This window comes from Corynebacterium sp. LaCa78, from assembly GCF_046717505.1.
In the GTDB taxonomy this organism is placed as follows: Bacteria; Actinomycetota; Actinomycetes; order Mycobacteriales; family Mycobacteriaceae; genus Corynebacterium.
Genome location: NZ_CP177112.1, coordinates 1223298 through 1243636, shown reverse-complemented (window position 1 = coordinate 1243636; position 20339 = coordinate 1223298). Strand labels below are relative to the sequence as shown.

The window sequence follows — 20339 nt, the reverse complement described above, 5'->3', positions numbered from 1 at the left end:
CGACTCTAGTCAACCTCATCTGGCTTGGAACCTATGGGGCCGTTATTGTAGGTGCCATGCAATCCGTCAATGTTAAGCTGCCGTCCAGCCGAGGAACCGAGATGGCAGGAACCATCGACTTTCCTGATGCTCCCCCTCTCGCCTTCGCCGTCTTCGCGCATTGCTTTGCCGGCTCGCGCCATACCCCTGGTGCGGCCCGCACTTCGAAGCAATTAACGGAATTCGGCATCGCCACCCTGCGCTTTGATTTCCCCGGTCTGGGGCAATCAGAAGGCGAGTTTGCGGACACCACCTTTAACCAAAATGTCGACGATATCCGCGCCGCAGCGGACTGGCTAGAAGAACACTATTCCGCACCACAGATGCTCATTGGCCACTCCTTGGGCGGCGCGGCGGTGCTCAAGGCCGCCACTGCAATGAAAAAGATTCGGGCCGTGGCCACCATTGGCGCCCCCTTTGATCCCGCACACTCCGTGTTGCACTACGCGGATAAGATTGGCGAGGTAGACGCTAATGGTGAGGTCGAGGTTGTCTTGGGCGGCAGGGCCCTGACCATTTCGCGCAAATTCCTGGAGGATTTGGCAGAAACCAACCCGGAAGAATACCTACCGCGGTTGCGCAAGCCCCTATTGTCCCTCCATTCCCCCATCGATCAGACGGTGGGCATCGATAATGCGCAGAATATCTTCCGCATGACCCGCTACCCCAAATCCCTCGTCTCGTTGGATAAGGCCGATCACCTGCTCACCAAGCAGGGGACGGCTGCCCGCGCCGCCGATCTGATCGGGGCTTGGTCCAGGCAATTTATCGTTCCCGACTATGAACCCGAAGAAGTGGGCACGGATGCCGCCATTGCCCACCCTGCTACTGGCACCAAATTCGGCGTCGTGGTGCGCCACAATGATCACTCCGTGACCGCGGACCGCACCAAAAAGGAAGGCGGCAAGGGCAAGGGCTTTACCGCAACCGGCCTGCTCATGTCGGCCTTGGCAGCTGCCTCCACCCAGGCCATCAAGGAGGCCGGCAAGAAGCTTGCGCTTGACGATGTCCACGTATCCATCACCCAGACCGGTACCACCTCCTTCGAGCGCCGCATCGAACTAAAAGGCTCCTTGAGCGATTCCGATATCGATGCACTGCGCGCAGCCGCGCGTGATACCGATGTCGAGCGCATGGCCGCCGGCGCCACCATCACCGATATCGTGGACTCCAACTAATGGTGGCCCTCAATCCCATCGCCGATTCCCGCCGCTGCCCCTGCACGAGCGGGCTGAGCTTTGGCGAATGCTGCGGCAAGTACCATGCCGGTGCCAAAGCTCCCACAGCCGAGGCCTTGATGCGGTCACGCTTTAGCGCCTTCGTCAGCGGCGATGAGGACTACCTCCTGCGCACCTGGGATCCGGTGACTCGGCCGAGCTCATTGGACTTGGCTGACTCCCCCATCCGGTTCTACCGCCTCGATATCCTCGATACCGAAGGCGGTGGTCTTGTAGACGATGAAGGCATCGTGGAATTTGAGGCCTTCTACAAGGGCGAGGCAGTGGGCTCCCAGCGGGAGCGATCGTCTTTCCGGCGCCTTAATGGCGCATGGGTCTATTCCACCGGCGAGCTTTAATGCAGGTCACGGCCTAGATTTCACTGTGGAATTATCCTGATGTAATCTAGGGCAGTCGCAACAAATAATGCGACGCCGGGCTATGGCGCAGTTTGGTAGCGCACTACACTGGGGGTGTAGGGGTCGCAGGTTCAAATCCTGTTAGCCCGACAAATTATCCCGACGGTTTTGCGAATCTAGCTTGAATCATTTGCGAAACTGTCTCCGACAGATAAACCCACCGCTTTACCGCGGTGGGTTTAGTCGTTTTCCGCTCTGATCCAGTCGTTGACTAATAAGAAACACAACATGGTTCGTCCCCTCTAAAACGACTTCTAGCCCGGAACCCCATGTGGTTTTCCGAGCTAGAAACAAAGTTGTATTCAGTTGGTCTTAAGCAGCCTCGCGCGCAGGCGGCGCGTTCGGGCTTGCCTTCTCGCGCGCCGGATCGCGCGGCGGCTGCGGATCTCGCGTGCCAGGTGGCGGGGTCTTTTCGTCCCTTTCCACCCGGCCAAGAAAGCGCCGAATCATGGATACATTGGCCGCAACCACACCAAGGGCCGTATAGAAAAAGGCCGCAGCAAAACCACGAACGGGCCTGCGGGTGTGATCGCCAATAGCGGCACCACCACGATTGTTCTTTACATAGTCATTGCGGGTTTCAATCACGTTGCGCCAGGTGCCATACACCTTCTTCCATTCCGGTGTCTTAAAAGCAGGGCCAGTTTGGCGGTAGCGCATTCCCTCCTTATTCGGGATAGTTACCGAGACCTTATTGGTACAGCACTTTCCTTTTGCCTTGCGCGCAGTAGATAGATTTGGCCCGGAGATGGAGGGTAGTCCTCTGTCTCTCGCGTCCTGGCGCTGACTCTTTTCCACCAAGGGACATGCCAGTGTCTTTCCTTTACCTCGACCTGGACACATAAACATCTGACTCTCACCGGAGAGCTTCTTGCCTTTTCTCCGCATGGCAAAGGCGCGGCGCTCGTTGATCCGCTGGTTGTAGGTGGCCTCATCAATACGCCCGGCATAGAAGTCTTCAGTGGCTTCCACCAGAGGTTTCGGCATGGCCGGGCAGTACCAGTGGCCTTCAACTAACCCCATGGTTTCATAGGATCCGCGCTTTCCCAGCTGGTTGGTTTTGTAGTCTCCCACCAGCGTGTATCCCTTTTTACGCAGTGGTTCATGGAAGTGTTTGGTCTTAGCCACCGCGAAGTACGCACGATCGCCCACCACTATGCTCTTAGGTGTCTCGGGGTCGTCAGTTAAATGCCGCATGGCTTCCAGCCCACGGATCGCAGGGTTGTGGCTGGGCCGGTCGAATCCGATGCCCATAATCAGGTGTGGCTGTGCATATGGGCCTTGGTCTTGAATGACACCGGCAACAAGTGTGGCCTCCCAACCCCACACATGCTTGGCGTTTCGCTTTCGCTTTGATTCGCCATGTGTTTCCTGCCGCTCGTCTCGCGAGTACCAGCCTGCTTCCGGTTCAGAAGACATGAGATCGTCTGGTTGGTTCGTCCATCGGTTGTTGCCACGGCGCACTCCTGGAATCAGGGTGCCGTCTAAGGTGAGGTCTCCCTGCCAATTGGCTCGGTATTCTTCGGGCATGTCCTGAGTGCTAGCCATAACCAGCTCATTGAACACGTAGGTGGCGCGCTGCCATTTTTCTTCGCGGCGCTCAGAGTCTTGTTCGCCCATCAGACGGTTGAACTCGCTGCGGGTAAGCCTGGCGCGGTGCGGGATGTTGTCGAATGGGTCAACGACATTAAGGAATCTGTGCAACGCGCGCCACAGGCGGTAGTACCACAGGTCGTGCTGAACAAAGTAGTTATCTCCTACCCGTCGTGCCCTATCGCGGCTGGGCAGGTTAAGGAGTTCTAAAGCCTTGTCTGTCGTGTCAGGCGAGGCCAAAAGTGTCGTCATGGTGGTCAAGTGCATGGGTTGACCAGAGCGCGCCAGAATCAGGTAGAGCGCGAGGATGGTGCGGTCGTTAACGGATTTAGGCCTGCCTCCTTTGGCGGGGTCGTAGCCGTCTACGCACCGCCAGGTGTCAAGATGGTGGCAGATGTCGGTGCGGTCGATGATGGTCAATGCCCAGGAAACGCTGGCTCCATCCAGGCGAAGCAGCGGGGTGGGTGTGGTGTTGAAGTGGGCCACCTAGAATTCGCCTCCTGCTCTCGGTTCGACGACTCGAAGCGGCGGGTAATCTGGTTCGTCCCTGTTGCCGCTTATCCACTCACGGTATTCGGTCTCGGTGAGCGCGCCAGATTCAACGATCATGTGGTGAAACGTGTCCTGGAAGGGCTGAATGTTTCCGGTGGCATAGAGCAGCTGGTTAAAGTCCACGCGCTCGGCGGCGTGGTCGGCGATCCAGGTATAGCGCAGCCTAGGAAGTGTCGGGGCAAGGCCGGTACTCGATGGGTTTGGGCTCGTCCTTTGAATGAAGTCAGATATGAGGTGTGGGCCTGTGGCATCATTGCGGCGGCGCGCTGAGTTGGGTTTCACAAGTGGTTCGTCCCTGCGATCCTCGCCCACACCATGCAGCACCTGGCGCATGAGATCGTCAAAAGGTGCCGTCAGCGGAACAGTACGCGGCGTAATACCACGACCACCGCGAGCACGAACTGCTAGTACCGTGCCAAAGTCGGTGAAGTCGCCATAGCGGCAGTGATAGATTTCCTCGGTGGACATGCCAGCACCCAGGGCCAGTGACACGATGATGCAGGCCACGCCCCGCGACTCGCGTCGCGGGCGGGAGTGAACCCAATCATCAATGCGGATAAGTTCGCTGGCGTTGTAGGCTCGGCGCGGAGCTTTTTGCTGCTGGGTAAAAGACCTCCGGCAATTCTTCTGCCCATTCCAGCGCGCCTTTCAGGCCAATGACATGGCTTGCGCAGCGGTTCAAGGTGCGGCGGGTGGCATTGAGGCTGGGCTTGGATAAATCTGCTGTACGGGCTTGCAGGTAGGTGCGAATTTTTCCGCCATCGCGCAGCAGGTAGATGCAGCCATCCACGTCGATGTCGTCGTACCAGCGATCGCGCATGTAGCAAAAATATGTCGCGAGTACGCGCTTGCGGTTGCGCTGAACGGTGGGAGTAGTAGGCGGGAGTAATCCGCGTGTAGTCAGTGTGTCGATCACAGCGTAGACCTCACTGTATTTAGACTGAGGTGGTTCGTCTTTTTCATCTGGTTCAAAGGAAGTGGTCTCGTGGCTTCCGACCTTCCCGCCGAAGCTCCGGTCAGGCGTTACGCCAACTGGCCTCATGCCCATATCGAGGCCCACGATCCGGTCATGCGGAAATTGCAGTACTTTTCCCGCAACGTCCAGCAGCTCACCCTGAACGGGAGCTACCCCAGTGCCAAGCATTTGGCTGATGCTTGTGGTATCCCCGCCTCCACCATCACCCGAATCATCCGCGGCGAGATGATCCCGACGGGACGTGTCATTGCCAATATCGAGGTCACTACAGGCGAGGCCTTGTGGCCGAACCATCGCAGCCACCGATACGGCAGTCAATGACCCCAGTGTTGGAAACTGCATGTTTCCAACACTGGTGAGTCGGGCGTGAGTTACATGGGTGTCGTTCATGGCTCACGAGGTGAGCACACCTACACCACGAACTAGGTGGCGGTGCCTTCTTACCTCATTCCATGATTAAACCCGCAGTTCACAGGGTAGTTCGTCCCTGGTGCGTTCTGTGCACCATGAGACCAGTTTTGCGTATCCGCAATTCGACTTTGCAGATATGCAATCGCTAGGGCTAGCTCAGGAAGTCTCCGTGAGCCGAGCTACAGCACGTACAGGCCTCCACCTGGGGTGCCATGGGTAGAGCCTCCAGCCAAAAGAATCCGGTAGGCATGGCGGCGGTTAGCTCCGGCCTCGACCACGTAGTCCTCGAACTGGTGCAAAGACTTTAGCCCTGCCGCAGCACACAGCACATCAGTGGGAACACCTTCCGCAATGCGGCCAATGATCCAGGTGTTGGGGCCCGAACCCCGGAAAGTGGACACGGGGATTTAATCAAGATGCGATAGTAAGTGTAGCTGATCCGGCGGCTTCGAAGGCGTTCGGCGAGCGATAGCCGCACCACGAGTGCAAGCGCTTGGTGTTGTAGTGCGTGCACCACCGGAACACGTCCCGACGACATACGATCTGACTTGGGAAAACGGACTCGTCCTGGAGGACTTCCCGTTTCAGCGTGGCGTTGAACGACTCCGCCAACGAGTTGTCCGCGCTCGTCCCGATTGCTCCCATCGACTGGGTGACACCGAATCGTTCACACAGCTTCCGGTATTGCCCAGAGGTATAGACGCTGCCATGATCGGAGTGAAAAATCGCCCCGTCAAGGTTGCCTCGGACCCCGTGGGCCATCGTGAGAGCTTCTTCGACCAACTCCGTGCGCATGTGGTCGGCGATCGCGAAACCGGTCAACTGCCGCGAATAGCAGTCGATGACGGTGGCCAGGTACATATTCGACCCGTCCGCGATCGGCAGGTACGTGATATCGCCGACGTAGATGGTGTTCGGTTTCTCCGCGGTGAACCGGCGTTTCAGCAGGTCGGGCAACTTCGGAGCCCGTTTCGCAGACACGGTGGTCTTCACCCGGCGTTTTTTGGTGTAGCCGAACAGGCCCATCTGGCGCATCAACCTGGCGGTGCGCTTGTGATTGAAAAGGTCGTCGTTGGCTGGATCGGAATTGATGGCCGCCGTCACGCGTTTCGCCCCGTAACAACCGTTCTCGGCCGTGAACACGGCCTTGATCCTCGCTCCCAGCACCGCGTCGTCAAGGACGCGTCGCCGGCGGGCAGGAGCAGCTGATTTCCATTTGTAATACGAGGACCGGTTGATCTTCAAAACCTCACATAACCGCTTGACCTCGTAGAGGCCTCGGTTGTCATCAACGAACCGGAAGCGGTTCACCAGTTCGTCTCTTCCGCGAAATATTTGGCCGCCTTGCGGAGAATCTCTCGTTCCTCCCGGAGCTTGGCGTTTTCGCGTTCCAGCACGCGGATGCGTTCGGCGTCGGAGAGTCCTTCAGCAGGCGTGCGTGCGCTGTTGGCTGCGGCAATGGGGCTGGCGACTTTTTCACCGTTGGCGTTGGTTTTGGTGCCGGTGCCGAAGGCGTCGAGCCAGGTGCGCAGGGAGTTGCGGTTGACCCCGAGATCGGAGGCGATCGCGTTGAGCGTTGCTCCGGGGGTCGACTCGTACAACGAGACTGCGTCGCGCTTGAACTGCTCGGTGTAGGTCTTGCGTGGCATGGTGGAAAGGTACCTCACTTCCCCAGCGAGATGCTGGTTTCAAGGTGTCCACCATCTGGGGGTCAGGTCCGTTGCGCAACCTGCGGGTATCCGGCACCATGTCCGGCGATATACTAGGTATTACCCGGCGCAGGTAGGCAGAGAGCTGGCTAACGTTCTCGTTGTCCCGGCCCGGCCTAAACAGGTAGTCCTCCGGGCCGGTAGCCATAATGACCGGCTGTATTAGCTCGGTATGAGACTTCAAAAGTGGCACCTCGCGCGGGCCAGCCCCGCGGTAACCGTGCGGAAACAGCAGTACTCCGTCGCCGTCAACGCGCACGTCTTTGCCGCGCAGCGTGCAGATTTCTCCCGCGCGCAGCCCCGCCCCCAGGGTAAGAGCTAGCACCGTGGTGAAGTTGCGGCGGCGGGCAGCGGTGGGTTGCGACTCGGCCCAGTCCCACAGCCTGTCGCAGGCATAAGTGTCGTAGGGTTCAAGGGTTGGCTCATAACTAATCGGGTGCTGGTAGTCAGGGTTCCAGTCGTCGTTGATCGCTTCTGCAACACGGCACAGCAGCGAGCGCTGGGTTCCAGCGGTGGACGGACTGAGCTTTGCGCCATCTCCGGCAAGGAAGTAGTTGCCGATGATGTCGGGGTGGAAGACGGTCTCGACAGTCACCACGCCGTAGCTCACCCAGACCCAGGCGGCGAGCTTGGACACGCAGTTGAGTGTGTTGCGCAGTGCGTCGCGGCTGGTGTTATCCGGGGTGATGTTAAGTGCGCGCACGCACTCGCGGGTGAAGTCGGCGACGTGGCTCCACGGCTCGGAGCGCACGGCGTGTGGTGTGCAGTTGGCGATGATCGCCTCATAGTCGGCGGTGGTGTAGTTACTGGACATGGGCCTTTCCTTCGTCGGCACGATCGCAGTGGAATGGGGCGGTGTAGTGGATGCTACGTGGCTAGGCCACGCAGTGCACTCCGCTACACATAGTCTTGTTTGCCGATATGCAATATGGCTAGCAGGTGACCTCACCCCGCCAACTTCGCAGGAATTCCTTATATGACCTGCGTGTTTGCGGTTCCGCAAAAATCTACCGGACGAACCACCACACTATATTGGGCTATTGCGTATGGGGACATGCCATATTTAGTACCCCCGCGCGAGCTTCGGACGTGGCCCTAACTCTACCCACCAAGTCCGTCAAGGCCCCGCTTTGTGGCCCACAGCTATGTCCACCACAACATGTAGATCCACTGCCCCCGGTTGTGGCTAGCCGTTTCACCCGCGACCTGGGCGGAGATTGGCGCGCGGCTCACACCGGCTAGCGTGACCACCGTCGGGCGCGATTGCGTATCCGCAATTCCATCTCGTTCCGCGTGGCCCATTGCCATACCTCGCACATCGGAAGACCACCGCGCGGGCGGTTTGCATATTCGCAAATTTCTACCCGTTGCCGTGCCCGGCACTTTACATTTCCACTGCTCACACCCTCAAAGGAAAGGGACGAACCATGTCCACACTCGACATGAGCACACCACTGTACTGCCAGTACTTCACCACCGAAATCACAGCAAGCGACCTGCCACTTATCACCGCCACCCTGCGAGCAGGGCACCAGGTAGCTGACACCATGCTGTCGATGGCTACCGCCGCGCTCTACAACTACACCCTGACTTTTACCGGCGAGTCCGGTAGGTTCACCGACCACGACGACCGCGTGCTCACTGCCTTCTCCTCGCTGGCTGGGCCTGACCCCCGAAAAGTGGACACATCGGGGGCTAGCTATGCTGCTGTGGTCAGTATAGCCGAAGACTTGGTTTCAAAGACATCAGGCGCTACGAGATTGCACCAGGAGTGCCGCCGGCGCGTGTTATAGCGCATGCACCACCGGAAGACCTCTTGGCGACAGGTAATTGGGTTGTCAAAGACTTTCCGATCACGCAAGACTTCTCGCTTTAAGGTGGCGTTAAACGATTCTGCTAGGGCATTATCGGCACTAGTTCCCACCGCTCCCATGGACTGGCGGACACCTAACGACGAGCAGTAGTTCCTAAAGGTTTGTGAGGTGTACACACTGCCGTGATCAGAATGGAAAATAGCCCCGTCAAGACTGCCACGCACACCATGTGCGTGGGCTAGGGCATCGATGACCAGTGAGACCCGCATGTGGTCTGCGAGTGCATAACCTGCAAGTTTACGTGAATACGTGTCACTGACTGTGGCCAAATACATGTTCTTGCCGCCCTTACACGGCAGGTAGGTAATGTCGCCGACATACACACGATTCGGCTCGTCAGCGGTGAATGTACGGCCTAGTAAATCTGGCATGACACGGTGACCAGGCTTGCGCCTGGTGGTGATGCATCGACGCCGTTTGCTAAAGCCTTTTAGTCCCATGGATTTCATGATGCGTGCAACCTTCTTGTGATTGACCGGGGTATACGCCAGGTCTTCCTTGAGGCTTGCGGCGATGCGTTTAGCTCCGTAAAGCCCGTGCTCATCATCGAAGATGGTTGTGATTCTTGCACCAATAAGACCGTCAGAATATATTTTTAACCTGCGCTTTTTGCGGGTGCTCACCCACTTGTAAAACGAGGAACGATTCAGCTTTAAAACGTGGCACATCCGCATAAGCCAAGTATTCGGTTCGGTGGTCATCGACAAACTGGAAGCGGATCACCAGTGAGTTGCTTTAAGCAAAATATTTCGCGGCCTTACGCAGGATATCGCGTTCTTCGCGCAGCTTAGAGACTTCCTTTTCTAGCTGTCGGATTCGCGCAGAATCATTCGCCGCTTGGGCTTGATCGTGCACTGCTTTTATGCGGGCACGTTTGCCGGTGCCGTACTTTTTGACCCAAGAATGTAGCGAGGCTCGATTGATACCGAGCTCTGCTGATGCTTTGTTCAGCGAGAGGTCCTCATTGTTCTCATAGAGGGCTACGGCATCGCGTTTGAACTGTTCTCAGTACCTGGACATGGTGGTAGATTACCTTTCTTCCCAGCTCGACTGGGCTGGATATCAGGTGTCCACCAAACAGGGGTCAGGTCCGCTGTACCCACCGCTGCCGTACGCGTCACCTTTGTCACCCTGGCCGACACCTACGGCAACCGCGCGGGACTCACCCGAATCCAGGGCGGTGACGCTGCCCGCGGCCCCATCCCACTTACCAGGTCTATCAACGAGGCCACGGTTGCCGACATGTCCTACTCCACCCCAGGACTCACCCTCAACCTGCCCAATACTGTGCATGACGACCTGATCATTCGCTGCACGACCCACGACCCAGACGGCTGTGTTCCCGAAGCAAAGGACGAGTTTCCCGGCGTGGACTACTGCCCTAGTCTGCACCACCTGCTGAGGGACGAACCAGAACCAGGTATCGACATCACCCACGACATTATCCGCGCGCTACTTCCCTACCGCGGGATCCACATGGAGGTAGAGCCGCGCGTGTTGGATGGAGATGTAGACATCGAGCGGATGTAGCTGGCGGGACGAGTAAGGAGGTCGTGCTGGCCTAAAGCACCGCCACGTTATTTCTGGTGGTCAGGGACTAAAATTTTAGGTTCCTGACCACCGATTTTTATGAGGTAGCAACATGCCCAGCGGGGCGCGTATCAACACCCGACACTGTAGCGGTGGCCTTTGTATTACTTGTCGTTGTCCAACGGGTAGACTTGGTGTTCGGGGTCGTACCACAACACCCTAAACAAATCGTCTGACCTAAACCCCCACAACCGGGTCTCATTAGATAGCCGAAATCGAAATATTCGTTCCTCGGCTTCTGGCAGCTGCCTGATACGCGCTTGGGCATCTTTGCCGAGGGTAGATACATCATGATCATGATTTCGGGCGCGTTTTTTCTTCCCAGACATGACCGTCTCGGTTAGGCATTCTTTCCAAGTTTTCTTAGAAACGGTGTCTAGAAAGGTAAGCAGTTCTTTTGTCTCCTTTGAACTTAGCTCCCAACGACACCCTTCAATTCCTGAATTGTCATCTAGCTCGCTCACTGTCCACCGAACAAGCTTCTCCCGATATGACTCCTCGCCAGTTGCGGTAGAAGGAACAGCTTTGCCGTTAGCAATCGGACTGAACGGTGGGACGTGTTTGCCACCGGCGTTGTTTTGCTGACGCGCAAGCTTCTTCTTCTTGCGCTTCTTACTACCCACCGCTAGACAGTAGAAGCCGACTGCATGGCGCTGTAGAAATCTTGCATGACTTCTTGACTAACTTCGTTAGTAGAAGAAGCCCCATCTGCCACATCCTTACGTGCCTCACGCCAAGGACGCTCGCTATGGGACAAGTCGCTCAACTGTTGCCCGCTTAGGTGGCCGTACGCACCAAGAACCGTGTCAATAGTTTCTTTTTCGTCGGCAGTGAGACGGTCGGAATCACCGGGAAACATGTTAACGTTCGCGGTGAACTCGCCACGGTGTTTACCGTAAAGCTCCCGCGTCACCGGACCATTAGCCCACGCTTCAATTCGGGCGTTGAAAAGCGGCTTTTCATCCCAAACCAAGTTCCATGCTTGCGAGTAGTACACGAGCTTCTGAAGCTTCATGGTGCTCACGTGACCGCCTTGACGCTCCAAAATGTACCTCGCTACATCGTTCACACGTGCCATGACTTGCTCCTTTCACTCATGTAGTGGGTGTGCCGATAACTTCTAACCACCCCAATTATCCATGTATTTCGAGGAAGTTGCTAGCCCGACACGTCCACCTCCCCCGGTAAACATCTTGCATAAGCCGAACTAGCAGCAAGAGTGCGAGTGAATTACCTGGTAGTTGAAGATTTCTCCCCAAGGCACCCCGTGGGGGTACAGAGTGTGACTTTCCGCTTCGATGGTTAGCTACCTAGGACTGGGGACGGGTCACTAAAACAGAGGCACCGCGACCCCAAAACCTGCCCCTGCTGGATAAACTGGATCCGTTCTATCCTCGGTACACAAAAGGAGTGCGCAGCCTATGACGAAGCAGCGTCTAGAGCTAACGTGGTACAACAAAGACCAGGCCCTTATCCCCACTGAGCAGGGTAAATATGGCTACACGTGGGTTGACCCGACCGACCCGCGCTACTGCCAGACTCACTTTTTAGAGTATGGCGATACGGTGCGCGGCGAACAGCAACCCAAGGAGGAGGGACGAACCTACTCTGAGCGCGCCGATTTTACGCCCACCGACGACAACCTGCTGATTCTGGGAGAGTCCGGCGACGTACTCGAAACACTCACCCGTGTACCGGAACTAACTGATAAGTACGTCGTCCAGGTCAAGTGCATCTACATCGACCCGCCTTTTAACACCGCGCAGACCTTTGCCAACTATGAGGACAACCTAGAGCACTCCGTGTGGTTGACCATGGTGCGTGACCGGCTGCTGCATCTGAAGAAACTGCTGAGCAATGACGGATCCATCTGGGTACACCTGGACGACGTGGAAAACCACCGTATGCGCCTGCTCATGGACGAGGTGTTCGGCGCGGAGAACTTTGTGGCTGAGGTGGTGTGGCAGAAAGCGGACTCCGCGAGGAACGACGTGTCTGGGTTTTCTGCCGACCACGACGTTATTTTGGTGTACGGAAAGTCGTCCGCTTTGACACTGAACCGCATGGAGCGTACCGCCGAGGATAACGCCCGGTTTACCAACCCGGACGGGGACGAACGTGGTATCTGGTTCTCTGACAACCGAAGTGCACCGGGAAACATGAGCGGAAAAATGCAGCACCCCGCTGTGTTTGCCATTCAACACCCACTCACAGGCGAAATGATGTATCCCGCGAGCGGCCGTCACTGGTGTTTTGGGCAAGAGCGACTTTTCGATTCACTGTCCCAGTACGGAGTCTTGAAGTGGGAGGCCCCAGATTTGGAGCTGCGCGCCAAGGAGACGGGACTGTCCAAGGACGTTCTGCGTGGGGACGTTGGCGACCTAATCATTAATCCTCAGTACGCAGATGATGCTGCACAGCGCACACGTGAGCGCATGGAGCAGGGTAACTGGCCCGAGTTCTTTGTCACGGAGACTTCCTTTGGCCGTAAGTCCTACCCGCCGAAGGAGGGCCAGCCACCGCGCACTTGGTGGACGAACGAGGACGTGGGCCACAATCGCGCGGCGAAGTCTGAACTGAAAGCCCTGTTCCCCGGCACCACAGCTTTCGCCACCCCCAAACCAGAGCGACTGCTAGAGCGCATTATCCACATTGCTACCAACCCCGGCGACATCGTGTTGGACGTGTTTGCAGGCTCGGGCACCACGGCTGCGGTAGCACACAAGATGGGCAGGCGTTGGGTGACGTGCGAGCTGGTGGAGGATACGTTTAACCGCTTTACCCGGCCACGGTTGGAAAGGTGGTACGCGGCGAGGATATGGGAGGTATTACCGTCACCAAGGGCGAGCGTGTGGACGCAAGCGCCGACGGCTTACCGGAGGGCTTGTCGGCTGAGGACGCGCAGAAGCTGACCTCCTTACTGAATAAGGCAGTCAAGGACGAACCAGAGCTGAAAAAGTCCGCTGATCTTCGCACGGTAAAGAAGCTGGTCAAGACCAAGAAATCACCGGACACGATCAACTGGCGCGGCGGTGGAGGTTTCACCACCGCACGGCTGTCCAAACCCTGCTTCGACGTGGACGATGACACCGGCCTTGTCGTCCTTACCGAGGACGCGACCGCGCGCAACCTGTCCGCAGCAGTCGCCGCGCACCTGCGGTTTCGTATGACCCCGGACAACCCGGTATTCCCGGCCAAGCGGGAGAAGATGAACCTGTTTGTCACCCGCCAGCCGCTTACCCAAGAGTTCATCGACGAGCTGGTGTACTACGTACCTGATGGTGAAGCGGTGACCGTTGCAGCCACCTCCGCTGATTCTGACTTAGGCCGCTATCTGCATAAGGCCTGCCCTGGTTCAAGAATTATCCACCTGCCTGATGGACTGTTCACCCGCACCCTCTCTCACGCTAAGGAGGCCTAGACCATGACCTTGCAACTAAATTATGACCCGGCACTCGTGGACGAACTCTCCGCGAGCTTTGGACTGCGCACAGCCAATACCCGAGCACTTGATACTCTCGCGCGCCGAATGGATAGCGGCGTAGACGGCGCACACGCGCTGGTCATGGACGTGGCTACGGGCGCGGGCAAGACCTATGTCATGGCCGCGTTCATCGAATACCTGCGCCGTGGTGGCGTGCGCAACGTCGTGGTGGTAACACCCGGCTTGGTGGTGCAGACCAAGACCGTGGCTAACTTCACGCGCGGTTCCGGCAAGTTCATCGAGGGTGCCGCACTGGATCCTGTGGTTATTACCCCAGATAACTACAAGTCCATGGCAGCAGGGCGTACCGAGGCAGAGCAACAGTCGGCCTCTAGCGTGTTCGTCTTTAACATTCAGCAGCTTATCGCCCCGAAGAAGATGGAGGGAGAAACCAAGGGGGGCGGCAAACAAGCCACCGCGCGCGGCATCCGCAAGTTCTCCGAGTACGCCGGAGTCCTCTACGACGACCTGGCCTCCCGCGACGATCTGGTAGTCATTGCCGACGAGCACCACCTGTATTCCGCGTCTGCGGCCTCCTTCCACGCCGCGATTGCTGACCTCAACCCAGCCATGCTGGTAGGGCTTACCGCCTCTGCCGACGAGGACGACGATGTGGTTTTCCGCTACACCCTGCGCGAAGCCATAGGCGACAAATCAGTGAAAACGCCGGTCATTGTCTACCGCCGCGACGGCTACGGCGAGCGCGAGCAATACCAGCAGCTTAAAGACGCGGCCACCTTGCGCGCCTACAAGCAGAAGTTCTACGACGAGTACGCCGCGCGACACGCCGACGATGGCACGTCCCCGATTAATCCGGTGATGATGGTGGTGTGCGAAAACATCGCGCACGCCACCGAGGTGGAAGAGCTTTTGGCAGGCCCGGAGTTCTTCAACAACCCGTATGCGGTACTGCGTGTGGATTCAGACTCCATGACCGAGGAAAAGACCGCACTGCTCAATGGCCTGGACAACCCGGACTCCCCGGTGCGCGCGGTCGTGAGCGTTAACAAGCTCAAAGAGGGCTGGGATACCCGCTCGATCGCGGTGATGGTCACTCTGCGCGCCATGGACTCCGACATATTGACCCAGCAAACACTTGGTCGAGGCCTCCGACTGCCGTTTAAGCGCTACACCGACGTGGAGGCTATCGACACCTTGGAGATCGTGGCTCACGATTCGTTTAGGCGACTGCTTAAAAGCGAGAAAGTACTGCATTCCTTCGGTGTAGACACCCGGCCGCAGACCCCGGAGCCGGATTCTGATACCGAAACTGACACCGCGCCACCGAAGCCGGATACCGATACCAGCGGCGGTAGCGATCTACCGCAGCCTGACACAGACACCCACCCTGGCACCGGCCCGGCGCTGACCGTGGCATCAGATCCAGCAACCGACACCAACACCACCGACCCGGATACTTCCGACCAAGGGGACACGGAATTAGCAGGTCAAACAGCACTTCCACGCCCAGTGGGTAAGCTACGTGAGCTAGGAGGTGGTGGCCGCGACCTTGACAACTGGCATGATGATGCCACCACACCAGCGGTAGTGGAATTGGTGAAGCGATTTGAGGGTGTTTCCTTCTGGTTCCCGCACACGACCTGTATGCGCGAAGACGAGTTTTTCCCGCTACACAAGCTCACTAATGCCGAGATTGTTGCAGCCGCGGGCAAGGTGACAGATGAAGCTACCAGCGAGATGGAGCGCTATAAGCTCACGTTCAAAGCCCACACCATCACCCCACGCCGCCTGGAACAGATGCAGGTGCAGTCGGTAGCCATTGACACGGATACTGCCCGACGTGAGATTAAAGCAATCATCTTGAAGAATCATCTGGTTGACCGCAACAGGGAAAACCTCAGCCAGCTAGATAACCGCATTGTCCCAGCCTTTATGAACGCTGTCTCTGTTACCGAGTGGACGGTGGACGCACTAGCCACAGCCAGTGAGGCATTGCGGACGATGGTCTCGCAGGCAGTTAAACAGTTCACTGCGTCGTTGGAGCCGACTGTGCGACTCGTGCCCCTGCTTTTGCCCCATGAGCAGCGGCGTAGCTATCAGCTTCCCAAGGGACGTGACATCATTCCGCGCCCGGAGGATAAGTCGAAGTTTGTTCGCCGCCAGTACTACTCCGGCTGGGAGAAAGGACTTTACAACGCTGCTGCCTTTGACTCCTACTCAGGCGAAGCGAAACTGGCTAGTGACCTGGACGTATCCCCGGATGTTGAGTGGTGGACACGGCTATACCCGGAGGATCAAGCCAGCATCGGCTACGCCCCGCGGCGGTCGTACTACCCGGACTTCATCGTTCGCGATAAGGAGGGCAGAACCTGGATTGTTGAGGGCAAGGATGCCGGTGGACGCGCGAACGACGAGGTGCAGAAGAAACGAGCTGCTGCTGAGGAAGCCATCAATTTGATGGCTAGCCACCCGGATATGGCGGGCGTGAAGGTGGGTTACGTGATTGCCTACGAGGACACGATTTCCTCGGCGGGTTCCTGGCGCAGGCTGCTCAGCGTTTCCGATCCGATTGTGTCGCCTAATTAGGTGGGTTATGTCTCCGGTCGTGGCGTTATCCTGCCCTTCTCGCGGATACGGGCTAGGACTGGGGACGAACCTCCTGATGTGACCCCACCTCCGACACCGCCGCGGCCACCAGCCGACGGAACCGGGAACGGAAACCGGCGGAAACCACCGCTGTGGTTAGTGCCGGTGCAGGTGGGTGGGTAGTTTCGCAAAAGACTCATCCCACGGCTATGGAGTAGCTCCTCGGCCGTGGGATTTTCTGTATGCCTCGTCTACACCGCAAAAAGGATGGCAAGGCCTAATAGGATAAGCACCGTGGGAAATAACACGCTCTCCCACTTCTCTAGCGCTTCTGCTACGGCTGGCCGTGTGGCCACGAACTTCGCTACCGCTACAAGGCCGGCGACCAAAACGAGGAATACGATGCAGTACACCGCGATGTCTGAGGGCGAAGACGTGGTAAATACCGGCAGGTACACTCCGATATTATCGCCGCCATTGGCAAAGGTGACCCCGGCTACCGCAGCAACGCTGAGCTTCTTTCCGGAAACGTCATCGTCCTCTTCCCCGCGAAAGGCCTCCCAGGCTGCCCAAAGGCCAATGGCCAAGGGAATAAGCCCGAAAAAGCGTATCCAGTCTTCCGGAAGAATAGCGCTAAGTCCCAGGCCAAGTGCTACAGAGACCGCGAGGATCCCTAAAAAATCCCAGATATTGCCCCAAAAGAATGGCTTTGGTCGTGCCCTTCCTGCCCGCGCCACGGGCAAAGAATAGCGAGAGAACAACGATATCGTCGATATTGGTGACGATGAATAAGGCGATTGCGGATGCGAGATTAGTAAGCGCCCAGCTAGCTTAACGTATGCACCGATGACAATTGTCATGGAAACCTCGTGACACAGTTCCTGCTATTACGAACGCAAGCCTGGTTAAGTGCAAGACATGAAAACGACACGCACTGAAGCGTCCTGGGTTTAGTTCCTACCTCAGCTAAGGAAGGATTGAACTATGCCTAGAAAGTATTCCGTCGAGTTCAAGGAGAAGGCGGTCCATCAGATCATCGAAATGGTCCGCCTGGAGTCTTGCTCACTGCAACGCGCCTACACGGAGGTCGGTGAGCTGCTTGGAGTATCTCACCACACGTTGCGGGCTTGGTACCGTGACAGCGCTTCAGTACGCGATAATTCTGACGCTTCAGGCGGCGAAACAATGGAAGAAGAACTCAGGCGTCTGCGCCGAGAAAACCGCGAACTGAAACGAGCAAACGGGATTCTTAAGACTGCTTCGGCTTTTTTCGCAGCGGAACTCGACCGACCCACGACCAAATGATCTCTTACATCGACGCGTATAAAGATCAGTTTGGGGCCCGGGTCCATCTGCAGAGTCCTTAAACAAGCAGATCGTGGATTCATTACTTCACGCGGCTACCGCAAAGCCACCACACGTGTTCCCAGCGCAAGAGCCTTAAGCGATAGCCTGCTCATCCCAGAGATACAGCGTGTGCATGCGGAGAATTTCTCGGTCTACGGCATCCGCAAAATGTGGCACGCGATGAACCGCGAAGGCTTTCATATTGGTCGCGACAAGACCGCACGTCTGATGAAACTTGCAGGTGTTTCTGGCCGCAGACGTGGGCGAACCCCAATAACAACGGTAAGCCCGAAGGCACCGGATCATCGCCCAGACCTAGTGCGCCGAAACTTCCGTGCGCAGGCACCAGGCAGGCTTTGGGTTGCCGACATTACCTACGTTCGCACCCTGTCAGGATTCGCCTACACCGCGTTTGTCGTGGATGTCTTCAGCCGAAAAATTGTTGGTGTTGCTACACGCTCGACAATGCGCACCGATGCGCTGCCCATGGAGGCATTGGAACATGCGTTAACGACTGCAGGACGAATCCATGGAAACCAACTAATTCACCACAGCGATCGGGGCAGCCAGTACGTGTCACTGAAGTATTCCACCGCGCTAGCTGAGTCAGGAATCCGCCCGAGTGTGGGAACAATCGGCGATTCTTACGACAATGCACTAGCCGAAACAGTCAACGGTCTCTACAAGGCTGAACTGATTCATGCCCAGGGCCCGTGGACGTCGGTCGGAGAAGTCGAACTGGCCACCTTGCGGTGGGTGCATTGGTGGAACACTAAGCGGCTTCATGAAGCTTTGGACTACGCCACCCCACAGGAAGTAGAAACCGAGTACTATCTCACCCAGCCCATCAACACAGGGCCGTAAAAGAAGCGGAACTAAACCCAGGACGCTTCACACCCCAAGCTCAATTTCCTCACCAGCGATTGAGGTACGCGACGTAGAAAAAGTCTTCGCTGCGAACTCCTCGCATTCAGTACAAGCACTTAATCATGTATCAATGTCCATCGCCCCCGGAGAAATCGTAGCGCTGCTAGGTACTAACGGCGCTGGAAAGTCCACACTTATTGACCTCATCTTAGGGCTTACCGGACCATCTTCCGGCACTGTCAGAGTCCTAGGCAAAAGCCCCCGGGAAGCGATCAATAACGCACAGCTAGCAGCGGTGCTCCAATCCGGAGGTCTTCTCCCCGAGCTCACCGTAAGCGATACCTTAAAGATGATTTCCGCTACCTTTGCCCAGCCGCTAGACATTGGCGAGGTTGCACATGGACCTGACCCCCAGATGGTGGACACCTTGAAACCAGCATCTCGCTGGGGAAGTGAGGTACCTTTCCACCATGCCACGCAAGACCTACACTGAGCAGTTCAAGCGCGACGCAGTCTCGTTGTACGAGTCGACCCCCGGAGCAACGCTCAACGCGATCGCCTCCGATCTCGGGGTCAACCGCAACTCCCTGCGCACCTGGCTCGACGCCTTCGGCACCGGCACCAAAACCAACGCCAACGGTGAAAAAGTCGCCAGCCCCATTGCCGCAGCCAACAGCGCACGCACGCCTGCTGAAGGACTCTCCGACGCCGAACGCATCCGCGTGCTGGAACGCGAAAACGCCAAGCTCCGGGAGGAACGAGAGATTCTCCGCAAGGCGGCCAAATATTTCGCGGAAGAGACGAACTGGTGAACCGCTTCCGGTTCGTTGATGACAACCGAGGCCTCTACGAGGTCAAGCGGTTATGTGAGGTTTTGAAGATCAACCGGTCCTCGTATTACAAATGGAAATCAGCTGCTCCTGCCCGCCGGCGACGCGTCCTTGACGACGCGGTGCTGGGAGCGAGGATCAAGGCCGTGTTCACGGCCGAGAACGGTTGTTACGGGGCGAAACGCGTGACGGCGGCCATCAATTCCGATCCAGCCAACGACGACCTTTTCAATCACAAGCGCACCGCCAGGTTGATGCGCCAGATGGGCCTGTTCGGCTACACCAAAAAACGCCGGGTGAAGACCACCGTGTCTGCGAAACGGGCTCCGAAGTTGCCCGACCTGCTGAAACGCCGGTTCACCGCGGAGAAACCGAACACCATCTACGTCGGCGATATCACGTACCTGCCGATCGCGGACGGGTCGAATATGTACCTGGCCACCGTCATCGACTGCTATTCGCGGCAGTTGACCGGTTTCGCGATCGCCGACCACATGCGCACGGAGTTGGTCGAAGAAGCTCTCACGATGGCCCACGGGGTCCGAGGCAACCTTGACGGGGCGATTTTTCACTCCGATCATGGCAGCGTCTATACCTCTGGGCAATACCGGAAGCTGTGTGAACGATTCGGTGTCACCCAGTCGATGGGAGCAATCGGGACGAGCGCGGACAACTCGTTGGCGGAGTCGTTCAACGCCACGCTGAAACGGGAAGTCCTCCAGGACGAGTCCGTTTTCCCAAGTCAGATCGTATGTCGTCGGGACGTGTTCCGGTGGTGCACGCACTACAACACCAAGCGCTTGCACTCGTGGTGCGGCTATCGCTCGCCGAACGCCTTCGAAGCCGCCGGATCAGCTACACTTACTATCGCATCTTGATTAAAT

The 20339-nt window shown here is 57.3% G+C and carries 14 protein-coding genes, 1 tRNA gene and 5 pseudogenes; 10 read left to right on the top strand and 10 right to left on the bottom strand.

Annotated elements, in window-relative coordinates:
- Positions 1-56 precede the first annotated feature (56 nt).
- The 3 genes from ACLI1O_RS06015 (at position 57) to ACLI1O_RS06005 (ending at position 1765) form a co-directional block, all read left to right on the top strand.
- A complete protein-coding gene (locus tag ACLI1O_RS06015) occupies positions 57-1217 on the top strand; it encodes an alpha/beta fold hydrolase (protein WP_349838787.1) in 1161 nt (386 codons plus the stop codon).
- Positions 1217-1615 (top strand): YchJ family protein, encoded by a 399-nt coding sequence (locus tag ACLI1O_RS06010; protein ID WP_284770696.1) that lies wholly within the window; start codon positions 1217-1219, stop codon positions 1613-1615. The genes ACLI1O_RS06015 and ACLI1O_RS06010 overlap by 1 nt, the downstream gene beginning before the upstream one ends.
- Before the next feature lie 76 nt (positions 1616-1691).
- A tRNA-Pro gene (locus ACLI1O_RS06005) sits at positions 1692-1765 on the top strand.
- A gap of 222 nt (positions 1766-1987) precedes the next feature.
- Here ACLI1O_RS06005 and ACLI1O_RS06000 read toward each other — a convergent pair.
- From ACLI1O_RS06000 to ACLI1O_RS05990, 3 genes are all read right to left on the bottom strand, one after another.
- Positions 1988-3688, bottom strand: a complete 1701-nt coding sequence (locus ACLI1O_RS06000; protein ID WP_349838788.1) for a hypothetical protein — start codon at positions 3686-3688, stop codon at positions 1988-1990.
- Positions 3689-3754: 66 nt separating this feature from the next.
- The gene (locus ACLI1O_RS05995; protein WP_411706766.1) at positions 3755-4327 is read right to left on the bottom strand and encodes a hypothetical protein; all 573 of its coding nucleotides are present in this window, start codon (positions 4325-4327) and stop codon (positions 3755-3757) included.
- 40 nt (positions 4328-4367) lie between these two features.
- On the bottom strand, positions 4368-4640 hold the full coding sequence (locus ACLI1O_RS05990; RefSeq protein WP_349838790.1) for a hypothetical protein: 273 nt from the start codon (positions 4638-4640) through the stop codon (positions 4368-4370).
- Between the two features lie 165 nt (positions 4641-4805).
- On the opposite strand from ACLI1O_RS05990, the gene ACLI1O_RS05985 reads away from it, so the two are divergent.
- The gene (locus ACLI1O_RS05985) at positions 4806-5117 is read left to right on the top strand and encodes a helix-turn-helix transcriptional regulator (protein ID WP_349838791.1); all 312 of its coding nucleotides are present in this window, start codon (positions 4806-4808) and stop codon (positions 5115-5117) included.
- A gap of 269 nt (positions 5118-5386) precedes the next feature.
- Here ACLI1O_RS05985 and ACLI1O_RS05980 read toward each other — a convergent pair whose 3' ends face one another.
- The 4 genes and pseudogenes from ACLI1O_RS05980 to ACLI1O_RS05965 all read right to left on the bottom strand — a co-directional run.
- Positions 5387-5608 (bottom strand): hypothetical protein, encoded by a 222-nt coding sequence (locus ACLI1O_RS05980; protein ID WP_411706765.1) that lies wholly within the window; start codon positions 5606-5608, stop codon positions 5387-5389.
- Positions 5609-5618: 10 nt separating this feature from the next.
- A protein-coding gene (locus ACLI1O_RS05975; RefSeq protein WP_411701846.1) for an IS3 family transposase occupies positions 5619-6856 on the bottom strand; the annotation gives its coding sequence in 2 pieces (ribosomal slippage) (positions 5619-6529 and positions 6529-6856; 1239 coding nt in all).
- Between the two features lie 232 nt (positions 6857-7088).
- Positions 7089-7730: pseudogene (locus ACLI1O_RS05970) on the bottom strand (site-specific integrase); the annotation flags it as partial.
- A gap of 885 nt (positions 7731-8615) precedes the next feature.
- Positions 8616-9795 (bottom strand): annotated as a pseudogene (locus ACLI1O_RS05965) (IS3 family transposase); the annotation flags it as partial.
- Between the two features lie 237 nt (positions 9796-10032).
- Here ACLI1O_RS05965 and ACLI1O_RS05960 point away from each other — a divergent pair.
- On the top strand, positions 10033-10320 hold the full coding sequence (locus tag ACLI1O_RS05960) for a hypothetical protein (RefSeq protein ID WP_349839401.1): 288 nt from the start codon (positions 10033-10035) through the stop codon (positions 10318-10320).
- 164 nt (positions 10321-10484) lie between these two features.
- Here the strand turns inward: ACLI1O_RS05960 and ACLI1O_RS05955 are convergent, their stop codons facing one another.
- Both ACLI1O_RS05955 and ACLI1O_RS05950 read right to left on the bottom strand, forming a co-directional pair.
- Positions 10485-11003, bottom strand: coding sequence for a hypothetical protein (locus ACLI1O_RS05955; protein ID WP_349839403.1), 519 nt, complete (start codon positions 11001-11003; stop codon positions 10485-10487).
- Positions 11004-11005: 2 nt separating this feature from the next.
- Complete coding sequence (locus ACLI1O_RS05950; RefSeq protein WP_349839404.1) at positions 11006-11458, bottom strand: Panacea domain-containing protein; 453 nt, start codon at positions 11456-11458, stop codon at positions 11006-11008.
- A gap of 343 nt (positions 11459-11801) precedes the next feature.
- Here ACLI1O_RS05950 and ACLI1O_RS05945 point away from each other — a divergent pair.
- Positions 11802-13801: pseudogene (locus tag ACLI1O_RS05945) on the top strand (site-specific DNA-methyltransferase).
- Between the two features lie 3 nt (positions 13802-13804).
- Complete coding sequence (locus ACLI1O_RS05940) at positions 13805-16411, top strand: DEAD/DEAH box helicase family protein (protein WP_349839407.1); 2607 nt, start codon at positions 13805-13807, stop codon at positions 16409-16411.
- A 251-nt stretch (positions 16412-16662) separates the two neighbouring features.
- Here ACLI1O_RS05940 and ACLI1O_RS05935 read toward each other — a convergent pair.
- Positions 16663-17209: pseudogene (locus tag ACLI1O_RS05935) on the bottom strand (cadmium resistance transporter).
- 186 nt (positions 17210-17395) lie between these two features.
- On the opposite strand from ACLI1O_RS05935, the pseudogene ACLI1O_RS05930 reads away from it, so the two are divergent.
- The 3 genes and pseudogenes from ACLI1O_RS05930 (at position 17396) to ACLI1O_RS05920 (ending at position 20333) form a co-directional block, all read left to right on the top strand.
- Positions 17396-18622 (top strand): annotated as a pseudogene (locus tag ACLI1O_RS05930) (IS3 family transposase).
- Complete coding sequence (locus ACLI1O_RS05925; RefSeq protein WP_411707042.1) at positions 18591-19118, top strand: ATP-binding cassette domain-containing protein; 528 nt, start codon at positions 18591-18593, stop codon at positions 19116-19118. The pseudogene ACLI1O_RS05930 and the gene ACLI1O_RS05925 overlap by 32 nt, the downstream one beginning before the upstream one ends.
- A protein-coding gene (locus tag ACLI1O_RS05920) for an IS3 family transposase (protein ID WP_411701846.1) occupies positions 19096-20333 on the top strand; the annotation gives its coding sequence in 2 pieces (ribosomal slippage) (positions 19096-19423 and positions 19423-20333; 1239 coding nt in all). Before ACLI1O_RS05925 ends, ACLI1O_RS05920 begins: the two co-directional genes overlap by 23 nt.
- Positions 20334-20339: the final 6 nt, after the last annotated feature.

What these genes read in the sequence shown, in the direction of transcription:
- ACLI1O_RS05940 (WP_349839407.1), top strand. Translation starts at nt 13,805, where the DNA reads ATGACCTTGCAACTAAATTATGACCCGGCACTCGTGGACGAACTCTCC.
- ACLI1O_RS05990 (WP_349838790.1), bottom strand. Translation starts at nt 4,640, where the DNA reads ATGCGCGATCGCTGGTACGACGACATCGACGTGGATGGCTGCATCTAC.
- ACLI1O_RS05960 (WP_349839401.1), top strand. Translation starts at nt 10,033, where the DNA reads ATGTCCTACTCCACCCCAGGACTCACCCTCAACCTGCCCAATACTGTG.
- ACLI1O_RS05950 (WP_349839404.1), bottom strand. Translation starts at nt 11,458, where the DNA reads ATGGCACGTGTGAACGATGTAGCGAGGTACATTTTGGAGCGTCAAGGC.
- ACLI1O_RS06015 (WP_349838787.1), top strand. Translation starts at nt 57, where the DNA reads ATGCAATCCGTCAATGTTAAGCTGCCGTCCAGCCGAGGAACCGAGATG.
- ACLI1O_RS06010 (WP_284770696.1), top strand. Translation starts at nt 1,217, where the DNA reads ATGGTGGCCCTCAATCCCATCGCCGATTCCCGCCGCTGCCCCTGCACG.